Origin of the sequence: Chryseobacterium gambrini (assembly GCF_027920505.1) — a bacterium.
Classification (GTDB): domain Bacteria; phylum Bacteroidota; class Bacteroidia; order Flavobacteriales; family Weeksellaceae; genus Chryseobacterium; species Chryseobacterium gambrini.
The window spans coordinates 2,306,151-2,327,384 of record NZ_CP115857.1 but is presented as its reverse complement, the minus strand read 5'-3'; the positions used below and the strand labels follow the sequence as shown (position 1 = coordinate 2,327,384).

The following is a 21,234-nucleotide window of genomic DNA, read 5'->3' as shown; positions in this document are numbered from 1 at the left end:
TATTTTTGTGAAAATTAGAAAAGGAATTTAAAAGAATCCAGCATCTAATATCTTAACATCTAATATCTATAAAAAAGTGTTTTACGATCATCAGCAGATAGAAAAAAAGTGGCAGAAGTACTGGGAAGATAATCAAACGTATAAAACTTCCGATAACACAGACAAACCTAAATTTTATGTTCTCGATATGTTTCCGTATCCATCCGGAGCAGGACTTCACGTAGGTCATCCGCTTGGATATATCGCATCCGATATTTACGCGAGGTACAAAAGACATCAGGGTTTTAATGTTCTCCACCCTGTTGGTTACGACAGCTTCGGGCTTCCTGCTGAACAGTACGCGATTCAGACAGGGCAGCATCCTGCGATTACGACAGAGCAAAACATTACAAGATACGAAGAGCAGTTAAGAAAAATTGGCTTTTCTTTCGACTGGAGCAGAGAAGTAAGAACTTCCGATGCTTCTTATTATAAATGGACACAGTGGATTTTTATTGAGCTGTTCCATTCGTGGTATAATAAAGATACTGATAAAGCGGAGCCTATTTCATCTTTGGTTAAACGTTTTGAAGAAAAAGGTACGGAAGGATTAAATGCCAATCAGAACGATGAATTAAATTTCACGGCGGAAGAATGGAAAGAAGCTTCAGAAATTGATAAAGAAGACATTTTATTAAATTACCGTTTGGCTTACAGAGCGGAAACCACCGTCAACTGGTGTCCTGCTTTAGGAACCGTTCTGGCAAATGATGAGGTAAAAGACGGAAAATCCGAAAGAGGAGGTTTTCCTGTTTTCCAAAAGAAAATGATGCAGTGGAGCATGAGGATTTCTGCGTACTCTGAAAGATTATTGCAGGGATTAAAAACTCTGGACTGGCCACAACCTTTGAAAGATTCTCAGGAATACTGGATCGGAAAATCTCAGGGAGCGCAGGTGAGATTCAATGTGGAAGGACATGACGAGATCGTTGAAGTCTTTACTACAAGACCGGATACGATTTTCGGAGCGACTTTTATGGTGCTGGCTCCGGAAAATCCTTTGGTGGAAACCATCACAACTGCAGAGCAAAAAGCTGAGGTAGATTCTTATATTGAAGAAACTTCCAAAAAAACGGAACGTGACAGAATGGCGGACGTGAAAAATGTTTCAGGCGCTTTCACGGGAAGTTATGCTTTAAACCCTTTCAGTGGAGAAAGAATGCCGATCTATATTTCAGATTATGTTTTGATGGGTTACGGAACTGGTGCTGTAATGGCAGTTCCTGCACATGACGAGCGCGATCACAGATTTGCAAAGAAATTTAATTTAGAAATTAAAAAAGTAGTGGAAACGGACGAAGATGTTCAGGAAGCTTCTTTCGATTCTAAAGATTCAGTTTGTGTAAATTCTGATTTCTTAAATGGATTAAATTATAACGATGCAAAAGCATTGATTATTTCTGCTATTGAGAAAAAAGGAATCGGACACGGAACAACGAACTACAGACAGCGTGATGCGATTTTCTCAAGACAAAGATATTGGGGAGAACCGGTTCCTATCTATTATAAGGATGGAATGCCTTATACATTGCCGACTTCCGCTTTGCCTTTGGAACTTCCGGAAGTTGAAAAATATCTGCCGACTGAAGACGGAGATCCACCATTAGGAAATGCGAAAACATTCGCGTGGGATGAAGCCAACCAAAAAGTAGTCGATACCAATTTAATTGATGAAAAAACAGTTTTCCCGTTAGAATTATCTACAATGCCGGGTTGGGCAGGAAGTTCTTGGTATTTCCTTAGATATATGGATCCTAATGATGATGAGGTTTTTGTTAAAAAAGAACTGGCTGATTATTGGGGACAGGTGGATTTATATATTGGAGGTAGCGAACACGCAACCGGTCACTTGTTATATTCTCGTTTTTGGAATATGTTCTTAAAAGATAGAGGATATATTAATCAGGATGAGCCGTTCCAAAAGTTGATTAACCAAGGGATGATTTTGGGGATGAGTGCTTTTGTTTATAGAGTTGACGGAACTAATCAATATGTTTCTAAAAATTTAGCAAAAGATTATACAACTCAGGCAATCCACGTTGATGTATCTTTATTAAAAGGAACTTCTGATGAACTGGATACTGAAGCTTTCAAAGCTTGGAGACCGGATTACGCAGATGCGGAATTTATTTTGGAAGACGGAAAATACATCACAGGTCGTGAAGTAGAAAAAATGTCCAAGTCAAAATACAATGTGGTAAATCCTGACGATATTTGCGAAGAATACGGAGCAGACGGTTTACGATTGTATGAAATGTTCTTAGGTCCGTTGGAACAATCAAAGCCTTGGAACACGCAAGGTCTGAGTGGAGTTTACGGTTTTCTTAAAAAGTTCTGGAATTTATATTTTGACGGAGATACGTTCTCGGTTTCCGATGAAGAGCCAACCAAAGCGGAATACAAAGTTTTACATACCTTAATAAAGAAGGTGGTTTACGATATTGAAAACTTCTCTTTCAATACGTCTGTCTCTTCATTTATGATCGCTGTAAACGAACTGCAAAAAATAAAATGCAACAAACGCAATATTTTAGAACCTTTAGCCGTTATCATTTCTCCGTATGCACCTCACATCTGTGAAGAGCTTTGGAGTTTATTGGGGCATCAGGATTCTATAGAATTTGAAAAATTCCCTGTATTGAACGAGGATTACTTAGTGGAAGATGAGATTTTGTATCCGGTAAGTGTAAACGGAAGAATGAAGTTTAAAATTTCACTTTCCGCACAGCTTTCACCTAAAGAAGTGGAGGAAGTGGTACTTAAAGACGAAAAAATGCTGCAGATTCTGGAAGGGAAGACTCCGACGAAAATCATTGTAGTGCCTCACAGAATTGTGAATATAGTAATTTAAAAAAAAATTAACATTGGCAAATTAAAAAAAATGAAGGCCTAAATTTTTTGATTTTTTAACGTAAATGTTAAAATTGAAAAATATTACCAAAAAAAGAGAAAATAATTGTAATATCGAAAGTGTATTAAAATTTCTTTATCAAAAAAATGGCAAATGTTTATTTAAGACTCTTGCATTTTAATTATTTTTGCCTTTAATTTACACCTTGTAAAATTTTAAAACAATATAATTTAGTTAAATATGGAAATGAATGTTTCAAAAAATGATGAGCAAGTAATTGCTAGAAAGTCGGGAGGTTTAAACCCAGCTGTAATTATTCCTATTATCTTTGCAATAGGAGTTTGTATTTATTTATTCGTTCTAGGTAACCCAGGAAACTTTAAAGATGCTAATGAATTAGGAGGAGCATCTGTTGCTTTTGCTGACAAGGAGGGGAAAGACATTCACCCAGAATCGTTCTTAGGTATTATCTACAAAGGAGGGGTAATTGTACCAATCTTGATTACTTTCATGATCACGGTAATCGTTTTCTCTTTTGAAAGATATTTCGTTCTTAGCAAAGCTGCCGGAAAAGGAAACTTAGACAACTTCGTTGTACAGGTAAGAAGCTTACTAAACCAAAACAAAATTGATGAAGCTTTAGAAGAGTGCGACAGACAGCAAGGTTCTGTTGGTAACGTAGTAAAAGAAGGTCTTACTACTTACAAAGCTTTATCTCACGATACAACGCTTAACAAAGAGCAAAAAATGGTAGCGCTTAACAAAGCAATCGAAGAAGCAACTACTCTTGAAATGCCAATGCTTGAGAAAAACATGATGATCCTTTCTACTTTAGGTACTGTTGCAACGTTAGTAGCACTTTTAGGTACGGTAATCGGGATGATCAAGGCGTTCTTCGCATTAGGTTCAGGAGGGGGTACTCCGGATGCTGCTGCACTTTCTACAGGTATCTCTGAAGCCTTGATTAACACAGCTTTAGGTATTGGTACTTCAGCAATCGCTATCATCCTTTATAACTTCTTTACTTCTAAAATCGACGGATTAACTTATAAGATCGACGAGATCGCAATGAGCATCCAACAGTCTTTCGCTGAATTCAACTAAGAATTGTAGCAAGGAATTTGCAGTAAGTAAAAAGAAGTTTAATTAAAAATCATTAATAATAATGGCGAGAGTCAAACCAAAAAGACATGGAGTAGTGACGGATATGACGGCAATGTGTGACGTTGCGTTCCTACTGCTTACATTCTTTATCTTGACCACTCAGTTTAAAAAACCTGATGTGGAGCAGATTAAACCGCCATCTTCAATATCAGAGAAGTTACTTCCTGATGCAAGTTTGATGACCATCAACGCTACTCCGGACGGAAAATTTTATTTCCAGCCTGTAGAAAATGCATCAGAGAGACTACAGCTTTTAGACAATATGGGAAAAAAGTACGGCGTTACTTTTGACAATAATGAAAAAGCTGCATTCCAGAAAGTACAAGCAATTGGGGTTCCGATGAACCAGCTTAAAAGCTATCTTGATTTGCCAGATGACGAGCAGAAGAATTTCAAGAGTCCTACAGGGATTCCTATGGATAGTACGAATAAGCAGTTAGTAGACTGGGTAAAAGAAAGTTTGAACGTAAATCCTGATTACAAATTAGCAATCAAAGGAGACGTTACAACAGAATATCCGAAAGTTAAAAGCTTATTCGAGGGTTTAAGAGATATCGATTTTCTTAAATTTTGGTTGATTACATCACAAGAAGGTAAACCTAATGAATAATATCATTTAGAAATGGCAGAAGTACAAGTACAGGAAAAGGGCGCCAAAGGCGGCAAGGTACGTTCCAAGAAACAGAGTACCAGAGTCGATATGACTCCGATGGTGGACTTGGGTTTTCTATTGATTACCTTCTTTATGTTCACAACCACATTCTCTAAACCGAATGTAATGGATTTGGGTCTTCCGGCAAAACCGAAGGATGAAACAAAAAAACCACCTCCAACAGAAATTAAACTTTCGAACTCTATATCTTTATTATTAGGTAAAAACAATAAGATCTTCTGGCATCAGCAGGACAATACGTCTTTAACGGATCAGAATCTTAATGAAACTACTTTCGATAGAGAGGGAATCCGAAAAGTAATTGAGCAGGCAAAAGCAAATGCGGCTGATAAAACTAAATTTACAGTTATTATTAAGCCAACTGACGATGCTGTATATAAAAACTTCGTAGATATCCTGGACGAAATGGCAATTACTAAGAGTGAGCAGTACGGTGTTACTGATCTTAAACCTTGGGAAAAAGCTATTTACGATAGAAAAGTGGGTAATTCTGGTGCTGCTGCAGCTCCGGCTACTAAGTAATTTAAACCATAAAATTGTAAATCTATGGCAAACGAAAATGTATACGATCCTAATCTTACCTTAGATGAGATTGTATTTGAAAATAGAAACAAGGAATATGGTGCATACGATTTAAGACATCAGTACCCAAAACTTCTGACAAAATCTTTCATCGTTGGAACAGCATTATTCCTTATTGCGGCTTTGTCTCCATTTATCTATCTTACCATTAAGAGACTTACTGAACCTGAAAAACAAGAAGTTAAAGCAGATTTGGTAGAAATTCTTCAGGAAGATAAAGTTATTGAGCAGCCAAAAGAAGAAGAACCACCTCCACCACCTCCACCAAAAGAGGAAGAGAAAATTGAAATTATCCAGAACGTGGTTCCTGAGCCTGTAAAAGCTCCGAAAATTGAAACACCACCACCGCCAATTTCTAAGCAGTTAGAAACAACAACCGGTCTGGTAAATCAGGAAGGGGTAAAAGCTCCGGCTTACACTCCGCCGCCACCGCCACCATCAACAGGTACAAAGGCGTCTACAGCAGAAGTAAAACCTCAGGTAAGTGATACTCAGGTTTATACAGAAGTTGAGCAGACTGCTGAATTCCCTGGAGGTATTAATGCTTTCAGAAATAAAGTATCCAGTAACTTCGATGGTTCAGCGATGAACGGAGATGAAGGTACAGTAAAAACTGAAATCACTTTCGTTGTAGAAAGAGACGGAAGTATTACGGACGTTAAAGCAAGCGGTGGAAACTCTGACTTCAATGCTGAAGCAATCAGAACCATCAAGTCTATTAAAAATAAATGGACTCCTGCTAAAATTAACGGACAATCTGTACGTTATAGATTCAGATTACCTTTAACAATGAATTTTGAAGGATAAGATTTATCTTTAAATAATAATTAAAAAAGAGAAGCATTTGCTTCTCTTTTTATTTTTTTTGGTATTTTTGTTATATGATGTTCAATTGGTTATCCCTCGTTACGGGATTATTTTATATCGTTCTGGGAATCGTAGTAATGTACTACAGGTTTTTCTTTACAGTTCTGGAACCCGGAGTTGCTTATGCATTAGGCGGACTTCTTATTTTGTATGGAATTTTCAGAATTTACAGAGCGGTTACAAAAATTAAAAATTCAGGAAATGAAGAATAGTGTTAAGCTTCTAATGCTGTTTTTCATTAGCATAATAGCAGTTGGTTGTAAAAAAGAAGAAAAATCTCCATCTTACCATAAAGGAGAAATGACGATTCTTACGGATGAATCTTTTAAAAGTGTTACGGAAGCTTTAGCAGAAGGATATATGATTAATTATCCCGAAACAAAGATCAAAGTCGCTACCAAAAAAGAAGATCTCGGATTCATTGATTTATTAAACAATAAGACAAGAATCGTGGTAATGTCCAGAGATCTTATGCCGGAAGAAATTAAGACATACGAAGAACAGATCGAACTGAAGTTTTTACCTGCAAAATTCGCTGCAGATGCTGTTATTTTTATTGTTCCGAAAGATTCTCCAAAAGAAAGTATTACCATGGAGGAAATTCAGAAAGGATTGCAGTCGGATAATAAAGAATTTATTTTCGACGGAGCCAATTCCAGCAATCTGAATTTTGTGGCTCAGAGACTTAAAAAACAGCCGAAAGATTTAAAGTTTTCGGTTATTCCGGGAAGCAAGAATATTATTGAAGAACTCAATAAATACCCGGATAAAATAGGGGTTATCGGTCTTAATACATTCAGCCGTCCTTATGATAAAGAGTCTGAACAGTTAAGAAATATGGTAAAAATTCTTCCTGTGGAAGACAAAGGAAAACTTTACACTACAGATTTTGAAAACCTCCGCAAAATGAATTATCCCTTTACAAGAGTTTTGTATTTTTTAACAAACGAAGGAAACTTCAATATTGCCAATGGTTTTATAAGGTATTCGTGCACTCAGCTTGGGCAGATGATCGTTCAAAAAGAAGGATTGCAACCATACAATCTTTACAGAAGAGAAGTTCAAATGCGTTAAAAAGTATTAAATTAATCCTTTAACCAAAATAAATGTATTATTTTGGTCTGAAAATTGTGTATTACTTAAATCGAAATTTAGATTAGAAAATATAAAATGAAAGATATAATGAATATGAATGTAAAGAAGCTTGCCTTTGGAGCGGCTGTAGTGTTTTTTACCAACTTTGCCGTTGCACAAACTGTACAGGATGGTATCAACAGTATAGACAGTGATAAATATGCTCAGGCAAAAACTAATTTTACGAACATGATCGCTTCGGCGCCTACTGCAGAAAACTATTTCTATTTAGGAAATACATATCTTAAGCAGGGAGAGCCAGATTATGCGGCAGCAACTGATAGTTTTAACAAAGGTCTTGCAGCAGATGGCAAAAGCTATTTAAATAAATTAGGTTTGGCAACTGTAAAACTGGGTAAAGGAGATAAGGGGGCTATTGCGGAAATTCAGAAAATCGTTACCGATTCAAAAGAAAAAGATGCAGAAGTTCTTTTCAGAGCGGCAGAAGCTTTAACTTTATTTGAGAAAAATAACTCTCCGGATTTGGCTATTCAGTATTTGAATAAAGCGATTGAAAGAGCAGAGAAAAAAGGTGTTCCGGCTCATTACTATTATACTTTAGGGGATGCTTACAGACTAAAAAGAATGCCCGGAGATGCAATGTCTGCTTATGACAAAGCGCTTCCTTTAGCTAAAAATAAAGCATCGGTTTATACAAGAATCGGGACTTTATGGATGGCTGCACAACAGTGGCAACAGGCTAAAACAAGTATAGATAAGGCAATTGCCACAGATCCATCTTATGCTCCAGCGTATAAAGCTCTTGCAGCTTATGATATCAGATATCAGCAAAATGCGAAAGCGACTCAGGATTTGATCAATTATACAAAATATGCCGATGAAGATCCATATACTCAATTAGAAATTGCTAAGCTTTATTTTACCAATGAAGATTATGCGAATTCCAAGCAGGTTTTAGATAAGATTTTTGATAAGATTAATGATCCTATTAAATTTAAGCTGAGAGCTTACCAATTGTATGCTGACGGAAAATATGCTGAAGCAAAACAAAATATGGATAGCTTTGTTTCTCAGGCGGATAAATCAAGAGTACAGCCTGCAGACCAAGGTTTACAGGGGTTAATTGCAGCAGGTTTAGCTAAAACTGAAACGGATGCTGCTAAAAAAACAGCTTTAACTACTGAAGCACAGCAGAAAATTGCCATCGCAAAAGCGGCTAAAGATGAAACCTTGAAGTGGGATATGGAATTGGTGAAAATCGCAGGAGGAGGAGCTTCTCAGGCAGATATTGATGCAGGACCTACAAACCCTACGATTGAAGGATTAAAGCAGAAAGTAGCTGCAAATGCTCAGGACTCAGATTCTTTATTCAAACTTGCAACAGCTTATCAGGATGCAAAGAACTGGAATGGTGCTATAGCTACATGGCAGAAAATGAATGCCCTTTTACCAGATTGGGCTCCGGGTTACTACAGCTTAGGATATTCTTATCAGCAGGCTGGAAATAATGATGCGGCTAAAATGGCATATGAGAAATTCATCAGTACGGTAAAACCTGCAGAGCAGGAAGCTAATAAACAGACTTTAGCTTATGCTTACTTTGCTGTAGCGTATATGTCTAAGGATTCTGATGTAGCGAAAGCAAAAGACTATGTGGCAAAATCTGTACAGTTGGATCCAACCTATCAGGATGCAGTAAAGTTGAATGCAGAAATCAACAAATAATTTAAACTTTAAATTATAATTAATGAAACTTCCCATTCGTAATGTTTGGGAAGTTTTTATTTTAATCCTATCTTTGATTGTATGAAAACAGATATATTAGCTTTTGGAGCGCATCCTGATGACGTAGAATTGGGATGCGGAGGAACGATAGCCAAATTGGTTTCAGAAGGGAAGACCTGCGTTATCGTTGATCTTACGAGAGGAGAACTCGGAACGAGAGGAACAGAAGAAACCAGAAAGGCGGAAGCCAATGATGCTGCAAGAATTTTAGGTGTTTCTATAAGAGAAAATCTCGAGATGAGAGACGGGTTTTTAGAAAATTCCGAGGACTATCAGATGAGGATCGTAAAAATGGTTCGCAAATACAGGCCGGAAATCGTCTTTGCCAATACAATTGATGATAGACATCCAGATCATGCAAAAGGAGCGAAATTAGTATCGGATGCGTGCTTTTTGTCTGGATTAAGAAAAATTGAAACGGTTTTGGAAGGGGAGATTCAGGAAGCGTGGAGACCAAAGCATATTTTTAACTATATGCAATGGAAAAATGTAGAGCCTGAATTCGTTATTGATATTTCTGAATTTTTGGATGCAAAAATTGCGGCATGCAAAGCATTTAAAACTCAGTTTTATGATCCGGATTCTAAGGAACCCGAAACCCCGATTACTTCAAAAAACTTTTTAGACAGCTTAACTTATCGCGCAATGGATTTGGGCAGATTATCGGGAGTAGCTTATGCAGAGGGATTTACGTCTGAAAAGTTAATTGCTTTGAAAAATTTTGACGGAATTGTTTGGTAATTAAAAAATCTTTCCTATATTTGCACTCACAAAACGGTGATTGTAGCTCAGTTGGTTAGAGCGTCGGATTGTGGTTCCGAAGGTCGTGGGTTCGAGACCCATCATTCACCCAATAAAAGTACACTTTTCAAAAGTGTACTTTTTTATTTTATACCAAATCTAAGTTCATATTTTCATTATTTTTTGCTATAAAAGTTTGTGGATCAGTATAAAAAACTGGAGTCAGACCTCAAAGTTGGGAATTTCACGGGTATTTTTTCCTGACTTCCGCACTTTTTTTCAGTTTTTGAAAAAAAGTGCGAAGGTCAGGAGTAATCCAGAGTGGCGTTCTAAATATTTACTTTCGTATTTTCTTTTTTTACATATTCAATAAATTTAGAAGGAGGAATGCCTGTTTTTTCTATGAATATTCTGGTAAAAACAGTATGAGAAGAAAAACCGCATTCTTCGGCAAGATAACTTATTTTGTAATTAAGGTATTCGGGGTTTTGTTTCAGCTTCAAAATAATGTAGTCGATTCTTAATTGGTTGATATAGCCATTAAAATTATTTTTTTTATACTTTTTAATTGTAAGGGTAAGATAATTATAATTAACATTCATGCTGGAAGCCAAAGAACTCAGTGATAGGGTGGATGATAAAAACTGTTGCTTTTTTTCAAACTTATTTAGCTTATCTAAAATTTCATTTTCTTTTTTCAGGGATAAGATGTTCTTATCTGTTTTAATTAGTTCTTCAGCCTTTTTGGGAGATAAAGCTACTTCTTTTTCTTTCTTTTCTAACCGGGCATTAATTTCTATAAATCTTTTTTTATACTTTCTTAATGTAAAGAAACGGTTGATGAGATATGCTGTGAATAGTAATAGGAATAGTATAATCAGCCATAGATAAGTCATGAAATTTTTAGAGTTATTCAATTCATATTTAAGGGGTTGTATTTGGTCTAAATTATAGAGTTTGGCAATGAAATCTGCCTTTGAATTGTAATCAAACTTTTGATTTGCTTTCTCGTAAAACCGGGAATATTTAAGGTAGGCTTTTTCATCTTCCATTTTATCAGTTGCCTGCATTGCGATTTTATAAAGTTCCAGTTCGTGGTTGATGAATCCAAAACTTATTTGTTTGGATTTAAGTGCCTGTTCGCAATACGCTAATGAGATTTTATATTTTTTTTTGAGAATATATGCTTGCGCTAAATAGTACGAATCATAAAAAACTGTTATTTTGTCATCTCTAAACTGATTCAAATCTTTATTTGCCTTTTCAATAGCACCATCCAGATTTCCGGATAAAATATCGTAATGAATCTCACTATCACGTATTCCTTCGCTATCTAAATCGTTTAAGGATAAAGGCAGACTTTTAATTTTTTTTAAATAAAGAGCAGCAGAATCTAATTTTTTCTGTAGCAGATAGGCATCAACAATACTGTTATATTTTTCCCGCTTAGCACGATTTATTTCTAGAATAATTTCCGGTGCGATTTTTTTCTGATTAGCCAAATAATCATCTAAATCTTTTATTGCTTTTATGTAGCCTATTATTTTCTTGTCAAAATCACCAATCACGCCATAAACCAAACCTTCATCACCTCCAAAAATCAATTCTTGAATATTAGACTTGTCTCTGGATTCATACATCCTCTTTTTTTTCAGGCAGGACAATGCCAAATCATTTTTATTTTGAAGAGCATATATTAATGCTATCATATTCAAATTGTTGGCATACATTGTAAAATCTCTCTCTTTTTGAGCATAAAAATTAGAAACTTTTATAAACTGTACTGATTTATCGAAGTTATTTAATATCTCCAGATAATAAATCTCTCCACAGATTCTATAATATTTCATTTTATCTTTGTCAGACAAATTTCTTTTTGCCATCTCATCACAATAGATTTTAGGATTTTTTTCAGAATAAGATTTTCTGATGAGATCACCTACAGAATACTTTTTCAGAGAATCATTTTTATTTTGTTTTGGCAGTATTCCTTTTTGTGAAAACAGGATGTGAAAACAGAAAAAAAACAATACTATGATGATACGTTTATTTGAGCAGGTATAATTTAAGTAATTGTAAAACATGGTTTTAAAAACTTATAAATTGTTTTTATAGGGTACAGAATTAATTTTTTAAAAAATTATCTTTTATGAGTAATTGGTTCATTAACAATGCATACTATATTTTTTCAATTAATGATTTTATATAAAACTGTATATAGGATAAGAGTTTAAATATTCAATAAAAAATTAATATATCGAATGATAAACAGAAAGAGTAATCTGGGGCGTGTAAGTAAATATAAATCAAAGAAATGAATTCTTTATTATCCAGTGCAAAAAACAGGAGAAAAAAGAAAATGAAATTAAATTTATCATTAAAAAAAATGTAAATAACAACAATCGATATATTTTAAGTCGTTATTTTATATTACATCTTTAAAGAAATCGTGGTATTAAACTGATTGTTTAATATTTTGAATCATCATAATATAAACACCTCAAAAAAATTGAGGTGTTTATGTGTTCAACTGTTATATTGTAACCGGGTACTTCTTCAATAATTTATTAATTGGAATAATTTTCAGATACCCAATATGTACCATTACTTGTAATAGTAACTTTATTTACACCGGCAGCCCATGAGATAAAGTAGTTCCCAATAGCTGGTTTTCCATAAGGAACCTGGCTGCTGTTTACGGTATTGTAGATAGGATAATTGGTGAAAATATGTGCATATGTTGCAGATGGATAATTTGCTTCATAGGAAGCATTATAGATCTTTAGTTCTCTTCCTTTGCAAGTCGTAGGATCTGGTAATATAAAATTAGCAGCCGCATTTACTCCTAAAGGATAAGTGTAAGGTGTAAGATTACCATTAGAATGATTGTAAGCAAGAGCATTGGTAGATTTAGCCTGCCATTCTATGATATGATCATCTGCCTGTACTGTATAAGGCGCATAACCCTGTTGATTATTATTCGCATTATAAGTTTCTCCGGTACCCACTATTTTATGATTGAGAACAACAGCACCTCCTGCACCTCCTGCGCAGTTCCATTTTGTGCCATCGAATATGGAAAGGCATTTTTTTGTAGTATCGTATACTACCATACCTGTTTCGGATGTTGCTGCACCCAATGCCTCAATTTGAGCAGTAGTGAGTCTGGTGGGTAAAAAACCTTTGTTGTTGGAAGACAGCTCTAAAAGAGCTTTACTGTTTTCTGTGTTTTTATTACCCATCGTTGTAGAACCACTATGATGGATAAATACTCCATTGCTGGTAGCGGGCTCATCCTGAAATGATGCTATTTTGGTTAAATCCGGATTGAAAGTGGAAGTAAATTGTGAACCCGCAGATAAATTATCCGCAATTAAAGTAGATTGTGCTTTTATATTAGATACCGATAAAAGTGCAAAAGCACTTATAATGAATAATGATTTTTTCATCTTTTTTTATTTAATTAATTTTTTAAAATGGAATTTTATTTAGCAATAAATTTTGTTTGATATTGGTTTTTAGAATCTTGTATGCTGAACATATACACGCCTTGCTGTAACTGATTAATCCGCAATTCCTGTGTGTTTCTGTTGATGGTTACATTAGATAGTCGTTGTACGACATTCCCTGCTATACCGTAAATAATAATCTCTGCGTTTTGATAGGTATTGTTCGTAAATAATTGCAAAACTCCTTGTCTGGCATTCGTCGCTACCAGTTTGGTAGATTCTGCATTTACCAAATCGTTGATGCTTTTTTCCGTACCTCTGCTTATTTTCAGAAGTCCTGCTTTTCCGTCTGTAGTAGTTCCTTTTTTGTCTTGGTGCAGCACAGAAGTAAACAGAATTTCTCCGGTTGCTTCGTGTTGCTTTTTTAAAGGTAATTGTAAGCCCTGCAATTTAGCAATACTTCCCTTGAGATTATTAATCGCTTCATCTACAAATAGCTCACAGGTCGCTTTTGCAGTGTTGAAATTGCTTACACGCAATACCACTAAATGGTCTTCGTTGTAAGTAAAACCATTTACAGGGTTGGCTCTGTTTTCAGGATTTTTGCTGTCTATTAAACTCATTGCAAACTGACTTCCCTGATTTTTTACTGCCAATTTTGCAAAGCTGTTGCCTTTGTAAGCAGAGGTTGGGACTTTCAGATCCAATAGAGTAAGCTCTTTTGATGCATCTACATTGGAAAAATTTACCATAAAAGAAACCAATAATGTACCCTCTTCTTTTGAAACCTTGGTAGAAATACATTGAGCGATTCCCGATTGTCCTATTACAAAATGTTTAGTAGTCGTTCCATAGCCCGGATACGACATTATACCTTCCGCAACAAGCAAACCGTCTTTGCGGCTTTGTTGCTTTTTTCCACGCACGGATTGCGTGGTAGGATACTTTTCATAATTCTCTGTCCTTAATTCCTGCTGGGCAAAGACTAAGGAAGAAGATAATAAAAGCACCATGACATGGCTTTTGTTCATCGAATATATATTTTGATTTTAAAATTATGTTTGTTGTGTTACGAGTTTGATAACGGTAATGAAAACATAAAAGCGAATTGATGATAAGTTTAATAAAGATTTATACTCATTTTTTATCCACTTTAATACTTGCTTATAACTGAATCATAGAAAAGTAAGTATTAGCTCTGTCTATTGTAACACTTGCAGCAGTATTGGCTCTGACTCTGATGAAATAATTTTTTCCTGTTATTAGATTAACTACAGTACTATAGGTATTGGAATTGGTATTACTTGCATTGGTAATCGTAATTGTCCCTTGAGAAGTACTGTCTGTTGAATTAAACAGCTCGAACGAAATGCTGTTTCCGCCACTGGTAACTCTGTAGGGTAATGTAATGAGATGTGCACCGGTATAGCTTGCCGTGAAAATTCCCGTAGTAGGATCAAAATTACTGATCGCGTCCGCTTGCTCCGCATTTAAAGTCAATTGTGTAAATCCGGCAGCTTGGGTAACAACCTGATCCGATGCACTGGAATTTAAAGCCGTCACACCTGATTTGGGATTAGCGATAAGAGCTCCTCCGGATATACCCAGTCCGGAACCTAAGGTTACCTTTTTTACAACCCCACTGGAATTTACCAATAAAAGTTCCTCACCTGTCGTTACAGCGGTAGTTTGTAAGCCTTCAAAACGGACAGGATTAGCGGAGGCTGAAACATGTAATTTATTAGAAGGAGTGGATGTACCTATACCTACATCGGCATTGTTTCCCAGAATTAAACTATTACTTTGGGTTGCATTAGCCTGGAAGCCTACTGCTGTAGCATTGGTTAAACCATTGCTTATGACTGTTGCAGCACCAATACCCGTATTGCCTGTTCCGGAAGTCATTGAAGCTAATGCTCTTTGCCCTAAAGCCGTATTCTGACTGCCTGTGGTGTTGGCATTTAATGAAGTGTCACCCACAGCTACGTTATTATCACCGGTTGTGTTATCTACTAAAGCATTAGAACCTACTGCTAAATTTCTAACTCCTGTGGTGTTAGACGCTAAAGCGTAAGCTCCTATTGCCGTATTATCATATCCTGTAGTTGCACTAAATAGCGTACGAGAACCTACAGCCGTATTTCTAGCAGCTTCTTTTATACTTGGGGTAGAAGTATCATCTCCGGTAATCGCTTTACCGGATTCTGAACCTATTAAAGTATTGTCTGATCCTGTAGTAATTACCGCACCGGAACCATGACCAAATGCGGTGTTGTGATCGCCTGTTGTAACTGCAGACAAAGTATTGTAGCCAAAAGAAGTCTTATAATCAAAGCTGCCTGTTGAGGATACGGAATGCTGAATGTAACCAGATTCTATATTATTTACTTTAAATACAAGATTTTGTGCATCAGTAGTACCCACAAAGTTGCTTCCTGTGGTTCCCGAATTTCCGGTAAGTCCCCAGAAGTTTCCTGCTCCTGTATTCACTTTTTGCCAGACAGAGCCATCGAAATAGTAATATCCTGCTGCTGTTATGTTTGCTGTTTTGGGAGAAGAAGTTGTAACTGCTGCTGTGGCGTACACTAAAGTGCCTGTTTGGTCAGTACCATAAAGAGAATCTTTGGCTTTTAATTCGTTGCCGGTAAGTCTCGGCGCCAGTAATCCATCGGCGGTGTTATTATCATTAGGACTAGCTGTAATATCAAGGGTTGCATTGGGTGAAGAAGTATTAATCCCTACTTTTCCCAGAGAAGTTTGCGCATGAGCTAAAACTCCCGTCACAGATAATGCGATTAGTAATACATTTTTTCTATTCATGTTTTTATTTTTTTATGATTTCTTGATTTTGACGATTTTCAGATGCAGACAGCAAATGAACAGGGGATACATTAAGTGCTTAAAACGTCGGCAAAATTACAGTTTAAGAAAGTCTGAAATAAACAAATGGATCAACAAATTATGATTTTGTATAGTGGAAAAATGATTTTAAAATACTGATTTAAAGGGTTTTGTGATGATTATGAGCGCTTTTGTTTATTATCCCATTTCAAGGGTAAAATGATCAGATGAATTTTATAATCTTCAACAAAATTATAATTAATGGAATGTATGTTTCTATTAAATATGTTTTTTAAAATAGATTTGCATCCTCATAGAAAATACTTCACTTCAATAACTAAAACCATACGGGGTTGAGTTCATAATGAACTAAATCATTTCTTATCAGAGATGATGTTTTTTCACCTTTCACTTTTTCATTTTTCGTAAAAAAACAAATAGTATTATGATATATAAACATATTCATATAGGAAATTTTATAAAGATGCGTATGCAGGAATGTAATGTAGACATGAACAGAGCGTGCAATTTTTTTAAATGTCATGAAGATGATATTGTCAAGCAATTTAATAGTGAAGATTTACGGTGCAATGATCTGCTGAAATGGTCAAAATTACTGGAGTATGATTTTTTTAGAATTTATACTCAGCATCTTATATTGTATTCTCCACCACGGAGTATTAATAATCTGGCTTTCGTTCAGAATGACTTATCCCAAATGCCTGCTTTCAGAAAGAGTATTTACACAAAAGAAATTATTGAGTTTATTCTCGAAAAACTGAAAAAGGGCGATATGTCTAAACAAGAGATTATGGATAAATATAATATCCCTAAAACAACACTTTATAAATGGATTTCTAAATATGATAAAAATGACTGAAGAAGACTATATAATACATGGTCTCTTCATTTAGGAAGTATAAAAATATTATAACGATTCAATAAATAACTTTTTGAATTTATATAATTGATTTATAATAAGTTATATAATGATTTTTAATTAACAAATATTTTACAAACAAAAAAACAATAAATGAAACACTTTAGAAAGCCAAACTACAAACAAATTTATAATGACTTATTAATGGAAAAATATCCGCAAAAAAAACAACTATGCGAAAGTTTGCTTTTAAAGGATGAACTATCTTTCATGGATGTTATTAAACTGAACAATTTAATATTTGGGAATAATAACAATAGTGTCAACCAAAAATTTCGGTCTTATAACAAAGAAAGCATAATGGAGATTTTAGAATATCAAAAAAAGAATAATCTTAATAATCATCAGCTTGCAAGCCACTTTAAAATGAGCAAGAATACTGTTTCTAAGTGGAAAAAATTACATGAAAGTGTTGGGATCAGGTAAAAAAATGTTCAGAGTTCCTCCAACAAATAGGGTTTTTAAAATGCAACTTGCGTTTTAAAAACCTGCGCTGAACAATAAAAATCTAAGTCAGTAAGAAAAAGCTTTCTAAATGAGAATGAGACAGTTTCTTTCAGACTTATTAAGCTATTGGGGTGATCGTTTTTTAAATTTTCTTTTTTTACTTTCATTTGGCTGTAATATCCAATCAAACACGCCAACAATAGCAGGAATTACGATACATGGAAATACGGTTTTAATGTCATATCCCCAAGCTGAAGCAATATTCCAATACTAAAATTTTTGCGGTACATTAAACTTTTTCGAATACTAATTTTACGCTGTGAAATCTGATGAGGTATAATTTAAAGAATCTTGCAGGCTAAACTCAGCAGGACAATTACAAGCAAGATCAATGACAAATTATAGGTGCCAACTCTGCATATCAAGATTTAATTGCGAAGATTTTTGAAGAGCCATTTTAACCGTTTTTTACGTTTTTTTTATATTGAAAATCAAGGACTTTAATAAAAAAAATGGTGTTTTCCCCATTGTATAATCAGTGTTTTCCCTACGGTATAATATTATTATGATTTATAAATTCGTTATTATAAACTAATGTAATGAAAATCATAGAGTTCCTTTCAAAAATTGTTGATGCAATCAATGCAGAAATAGCAGGAACACCAATCGTTGAACTGGCAAACATTGCTACGCTTAATGAAGGAGATGAATTTCTTTCTTCCAAATCTTCCATTATTTTGTCGATTGTAAATATAGAAGAAGATAAGATATTAAAAAATCAGACTTTATATAAAAATTATATTCCGGAAAGCAGTACCATAGCGAAATACAGAAATCCTGCACAGAATTTAATTTTATCACTTCTGTTCACCTCTTATAACATAAAACAATCCGATTACGCTACAGGAATAGAAAAATTAGAAGTGGTAATTAGATACCTTCAAAACAACCGGGTTTTTTATTGGCAGCCTCCCAATAATAATTTATTGATAGACGAACCAAAAGGCGATCATGAAAAGTTAATTTTTGAAATCGTAAGCCTAAAAATCGATCAACTGAATCAGATGTGGTCTTATCTCGGATCAAAATATATGCCTTCAGTTTTGTATCAGGTGAGGATGATCCCTATCCAGAAGGAAGAAAGTCTTAAGAATAAAAAAGTTATTAAAAGCTCTGAAGTCCAATTGTGGGAAAATGACAAAGAAGATTTGGCGGGATTATCAGAAAGCGGAGAATATAAAATAGAAGACGAAAAATTACCCAAAGAAGATTGGAAAATAGTTCCCGTAGAAAAAAAATAAATATAAACCAATAAATACTGTATCATGAATATTAGCTCAATTAAAACACCAGGAGTGTACATCGACGAGAAAGATGCATTTCCTCCTTCCATTGCCAATGTGGCAACCGCCATACCTGCTTTTGTAGGATTTACAGAAAAGGCTCCTCAACAAAATGAACCCGTCAAGATAACCTCTATGCTGGAGTACGAACAAATTTTTGGAGGTGCACCAGAACCCAAAAATGTAACGGTAGTTTTAGATGCAAACAACCAGCCTACCGATGAATGTAAGGTTACAGAAAGCGATTATAAACTCTACAACAGTTTACGGCTTTTCTACGCCAATGGTGGTGGGATTTGCTATATTGTTTCTATCGGATTATATAAGGATAATCTAAATTTTACCGATCCTAAATTATTTACTGCAGGTTTAGATGCGTTAGAAAAAAAAGACGAACCTACTTTATTACTATTTCCAGACGCAGTAAGTTTATCTGCAGCAGATTTAGGAACTGTTCAAGTTAAAGCATTAACGCAGTGTAGTAATCTTATGGATAGGTTTACCATTATGGATGTAAAACAAACTAAAGTTCAGAATAATGCCGGAAACCTTGATAGTGATAGCGGTGAATTCCGAACAAGAGTCGGAAATCAGTTCCTGAAATACGGAGCGGCTTATTATCCTTATTTACAGGCTAATTTTCCAAGTACATTTAGATTTAAAGACATTAATGAAGCAATCCCAAATGGATTTAAAACATTGTATCCCAACAATGCCGATTTAAAAGATAAAATTGATTTGTTTAAAAATTTATATACAGACATTATAACCCTTAAATCAAGTTGGACTACTATTTTAGCCGCTAACAAAAAATTGGATTGGGTTACTTTAAATGCAGCCGAATTAAATTCAAATCTTGGGAAATGTTGGAATTTATTAAAAGTTTTTGGAAATCCAACAGCTTTAACCGACAAACTAAAACAATATATAAATGAGGAAGTAATAACTCTTAAATTATTGTCTTACACACAGGATTTAGTCGATTTTAGAAAAGCATATCAAAAATTATCAAAATCAGTAGCTGATGATTCTCCAGTTGCTGCATTGGCTCTCGTAATTACGGATGCTGATTATAAAGGTAATTGGGGAACTATCTCAACCATCACAGAATCTGCTCCAATTAATAGATATGACGGAGCACTAAGTAATACTATACAGGCGACCGTAGCACCTGATCCCATTGTTCCGAAACATGACATTCCTGATTTTACTAAAATTCAGGTTGTACTTAATAAGCTTCATATTCAAATTATGAATTCCATAAATCAGGCATTTGTTTCAATTGAGGACTTTGAGTTAATAAATGAACGCAATTTAATTTTACAAATACCATTATACTCTACAATTATTTCCAAACTTTCCCAAAAACTGAACACCGTTCCACCTTCGGGAGCCATTGCAGGAATTTATGCTCAAACAGATGCTACAAGAGGCGTTTGGAAAGCTCCTGCTAATGTAAGTATAAACGGAATTTTAGGTTTAACAGATGATCTCAACGATAAAGATCAACAGGAAATGAACATCCACGAAACAGGAAAATCCATCAATGCCATCCGGAAATTTACAGGAAGAGGAACCCTTGTCTGGGGAGCGAGAACATTGGACGGAAACAGCAACGACTGGCGATATATTAATGTAAGACGTTTAGCGAATATGATTGAAGAAGCCACCAAAAAAGCCTGTATGCAGTTTGTATTTGAACCCAACGTAGCACAAACATGGATCAATGTGAAAGGAATGATCGAAAATTATTTAACAACCCTTTGGAACGACGGTGCTTTGGCAGGAGCAAAACCAGAACACGCATTTTTTGTGGCAGTCGGACTAAACCAAACCATGTCTGCACAGGATATTCTGGATGGCAAAATGATTGTGAAAATAGGATACGCTCCTTCAAGACCAGCAGAATTTATCATTTTGGAATTCAAACAAATGCAACAAAAATCTTAATTATTAACTCTAAAACTATACATCATGCCAAATACAGATTTTCCGCTACCTAAGTTTCACTTCAGTGTAGAATGGGGCGGTAGCAAAATAGCTTTTACAGAAGTTTCCGGATTAAACAAAGAAATGGATGTTATTGAACATCGCGTCGGCTCAAGCCCGGAATTTTTTAAGAAAAAAATGCCTGGATTGCTTAAACTTAGCAATATTACACTTAAAAGAGGAGTTTTTGCAGGAGATAATGAATTTTACGACTGGTACAATACAGTTGCATTAAATACCGTAGAACGCCGCAATATCACGATCTCTTTATTGGACGAAAACCACGAACCCAAAGTAGTCTGGAAAGTAAAAGACTGTTTTATAGTTTCTTTAAAATGCACCGATATGAAATCTGATGCCAATGAAGCAGCCATAGATACTGTAGAAATAGCCAATCACGGATTTACCATAGAACACGTATAAATCTA

General features: G+C 35.1%; 18 protein-coding genes and 1 tRNA gene. 15 read left to right on the top strand and 4 right to left on the bottom strand.

Going from position 1 to position 21,234, the window contains the following annotated elements; translation table 11 throughout:
• Nucleotides 1-76: 76 nt before the first annotated feature.
• From leuS to PFY09_RS10415, 10 genes are all read left to right on the top strand, one after another.
• On the top strand, nucleotides 77-2,890 hold the full coding sequence (gene leuS / locus PFY09_RS10460; protein WP_271159660.1) for a leucine--tRNA ligase: 2,814 nt from the start codon (nucleotides 77-79) through the stop codon (nucleotides 2,888-2,890).
• A 240-nt stretch (nucleotides 2,891-3,130) separates the two neighbouring features.
• Entirely contained in the window at nucleotides 3,131-3,994 is an 864-nt protein-coding gene (locus tag PFY09_RS10455) for a MotA/TolQ/ExbB proton channel family protein (RefSeq protein ID WP_076390612.1), read from the top strand.
• A 61-nt stretch (nucleotides 3,995-4,055) separates the two neighbouring features.
• A complete protein-coding gene (locus tag PFY09_RS10450; RefSeq protein ID WP_076390613.1) occupies nucleotides 4,056-4,664 on the top strand; it encodes an ExbD/TolR family protein in 609 nt (202 codons plus the stop codon).
• Nucleotides 4,665-4,676: 12 nt separating this feature from the next.
• On the top strand, nucleotides 4,677-5,249 hold the full coding sequence (locus PFY09_RS10445) for an ExbD/TolR family protein (protein ID WP_076390614.1): 573 nt from the start codon (nucleotides 4,677-4,679) through the stop codon (nucleotides 5,247-5,249).
• A 24-nt stretch (nucleotides 5,250-5,273) separates the two neighbouring features.
• Nucleotides 5,274-6,116, top strand: a complete 843-nt coding sequence (locus PFY09_RS10440; protein WP_076390615.1) for an energy transducer TonB — start codon at nucleotides 5,274-5,276, stop codon at nucleotides 6,114-6,116.
• Nucleotides 6,117-6,190: 74 nt separating this feature from the next.
• Nucleotides 6,191-6,388: a C4-dicarboxylate ABC transporter gene (locus PFY09_RS10435; protein ID WP_175608782.1), complete on the top strand. Its 198-nt coding sequence runs from the start codon at nucleotides 6,191-6,193 to the stop codon at nucleotides 6,386-6,388.
• On the top strand, nucleotides 6,378-7,250 hold the full coding sequence (locus tag PFY09_RS10430; protein WP_271159659.1) for a PstS family phosphate ABC transporter substrate-binding protein: 873 nt from the start codon (nucleotides 6,378-6,380) through the stop codon (nucleotides 7,248-7,250). Before PFY09_RS10435 ends, PFY09_RS10430 begins: the two co-directional genes overlap by 11 nt.
• 96 nt (nucleotides 7,251-7,346) lie before the next feature.
• Nucleotides 7,347-8,996, top strand: a complete 1,650-nt coding sequence (locus PFY09_RS10425; protein ID WP_256038864.1) for a tetratricopeptide repeat protein — start codon at nucleotides 7,347-7,349, stop codon at nucleotides 8,994-8,996.
• Between the two features lie 81 nt (nucleotides 8,997-9,077).
• Nucleotides 9,078-9,797 carry a bacillithiol biosynthesis deacetylase BshB1 gene (gene bshB1 / locus PFY09_RS10420; RefSeq protein ID WP_076390618.1) on the top strand — a complete coding sequence of 240 codons (720 nt, stop codon included), beginning with the start codon at nucleotides 9,078-9,080 and terminating at the stop codon, nucleotides 9,795-9,797.
• A 35-nt stretch (nucleotides 9,798-9,832) separates the two neighbouring features.
• Nucleotides 9,833-9,908, top strand: a tRNA-His gene (locus tag PFY09_RS10415).
• A 218-nt stretch (nucleotides 9,909-10,126) separates the two neighbouring features.
• Here the strand turns inward: PFY09_RS10415 and PFY09_RS10410 are convergent.
• The 4 genes from PFY09_RS10410 to PFY09_RS10395 form a co-directional block, all read right to left on the bottom strand.
• Entirely contained in the window at nucleotides 10,127-11,881 is a 1,755-nt protein-coding gene (locus tag PFY09_RS10410; protein WP_271159658.1) for a helix-turn-helix domain-containing protein, read from the bottom strand.
• Between the two features lie 483 nt (nucleotides 11,882-12,364).
• A complete protein-coding gene (locus PFY09_RS10405) occupies nucleotides 12,365-13,246 on the bottom strand; it encodes a hypothetical protein (RefSeq protein WP_108409732.1) in 882 nt (293 codons plus the stop codon).
• 35 nt (nucleotides 13,247-13,281) lie between these two features.
• Nucleotides 13,282-14,277, bottom strand: coding sequence for a T9SS type A sorting domain-containing protein (locus PFY09_RS10400; RefSeq protein ID WP_271159657.1), 996 nt, complete (start codon nucleotides 14,275-14,277; stop codon nucleotides 13,282-13,284).
• Between the two features lie 133 nt (nucleotides 14,278-14,410).
• Nucleotides 14,411-16,066 carry a beta strand repeat-containing protein gene (locus PFY09_RS10395; protein ID WP_271159656.1) on the bottom strand — a complete coding sequence of 552 codons (1,656 nt, stop codon included), beginning with the start codon at nucleotides 16,064-16,066 and terminating at the stop codon, nucleotides 14,411-14,413.
• Nucleotides 16,067-16,532: 466 nt separating this feature from the next.
• On the opposite strand from PFY09_RS10395, the gene PFY09_RS10390 reads away from it, so the two are divergent.
• The 5 genes from PFY09_RS10390 to PFY09_RS10370 all read left to right on the top strand — a co-directional run bounded on the left by PFY09_RS10390 (nucleotide 16,533) and on the right by PFY09_RS10370 (nucleotide 21,229).
• Nucleotides 16,533-16,967, top strand: coding sequence for a transposase (locus PFY09_RS10390; protein ID WP_271159655.1), 435 nt, complete (start codon nucleotides 16,533-16,535; stop codon nucleotides 16,965-16,967).
• A gap of 153 nt (nucleotides 16,968-17,120) precedes the next feature.
• Nucleotides 17,121-17,453 (top strand): transposase, encoded by a 333-nt coding sequence (locus PFY09_RS10385; protein WP_076390624.1) that lies wholly within the window; start codon nucleotides 17,121-17,123, stop codon nucleotides 17,451-17,453.
• 620 nt (nucleotides 17,454-18,073) lie between these two features.
• Nucleotides 18,074-18,775 (top strand): DUF4255 domain-containing protein, encoded by a 702-nt coding sequence (locus tag PFY09_RS10380; RefSeq protein WP_271159654.1) that lies wholly within the window; start codon nucleotides 18,074-18,076, stop codon nucleotides 18,773-18,775.
• A gap of 24 nt (nucleotides 18,776-18,799) precedes the next feature.
• Nucleotides 18,800-20,767 carry a phage tail sheath C-terminal domain-containing protein gene (locus PFY09_RS10375; protein WP_271159653.1) on the top strand — a complete coding sequence of 656 codons (1,968 nt, stop codon included), beginning with the start codon at nucleotides 18,800-18,802 and terminating at the stop codon, nucleotides 20,765-20,767.
• Between the two features lie 24 nt (nucleotides 20,768-20,791).
• Nucleotides 20,792-21,229: a phage tail protein gene (locus PFY09_RS10370; protein ID WP_076390627.1), complete on the top strand. Its 438-nt coding sequence runs from the start codon at nucleotides 20,792-20,794 to the stop codon at nucleotides 21,227-21,229.
• The last annotated feature ends 5 nt before the right edge of the window (nucleotides 21,230-21,234 follow it).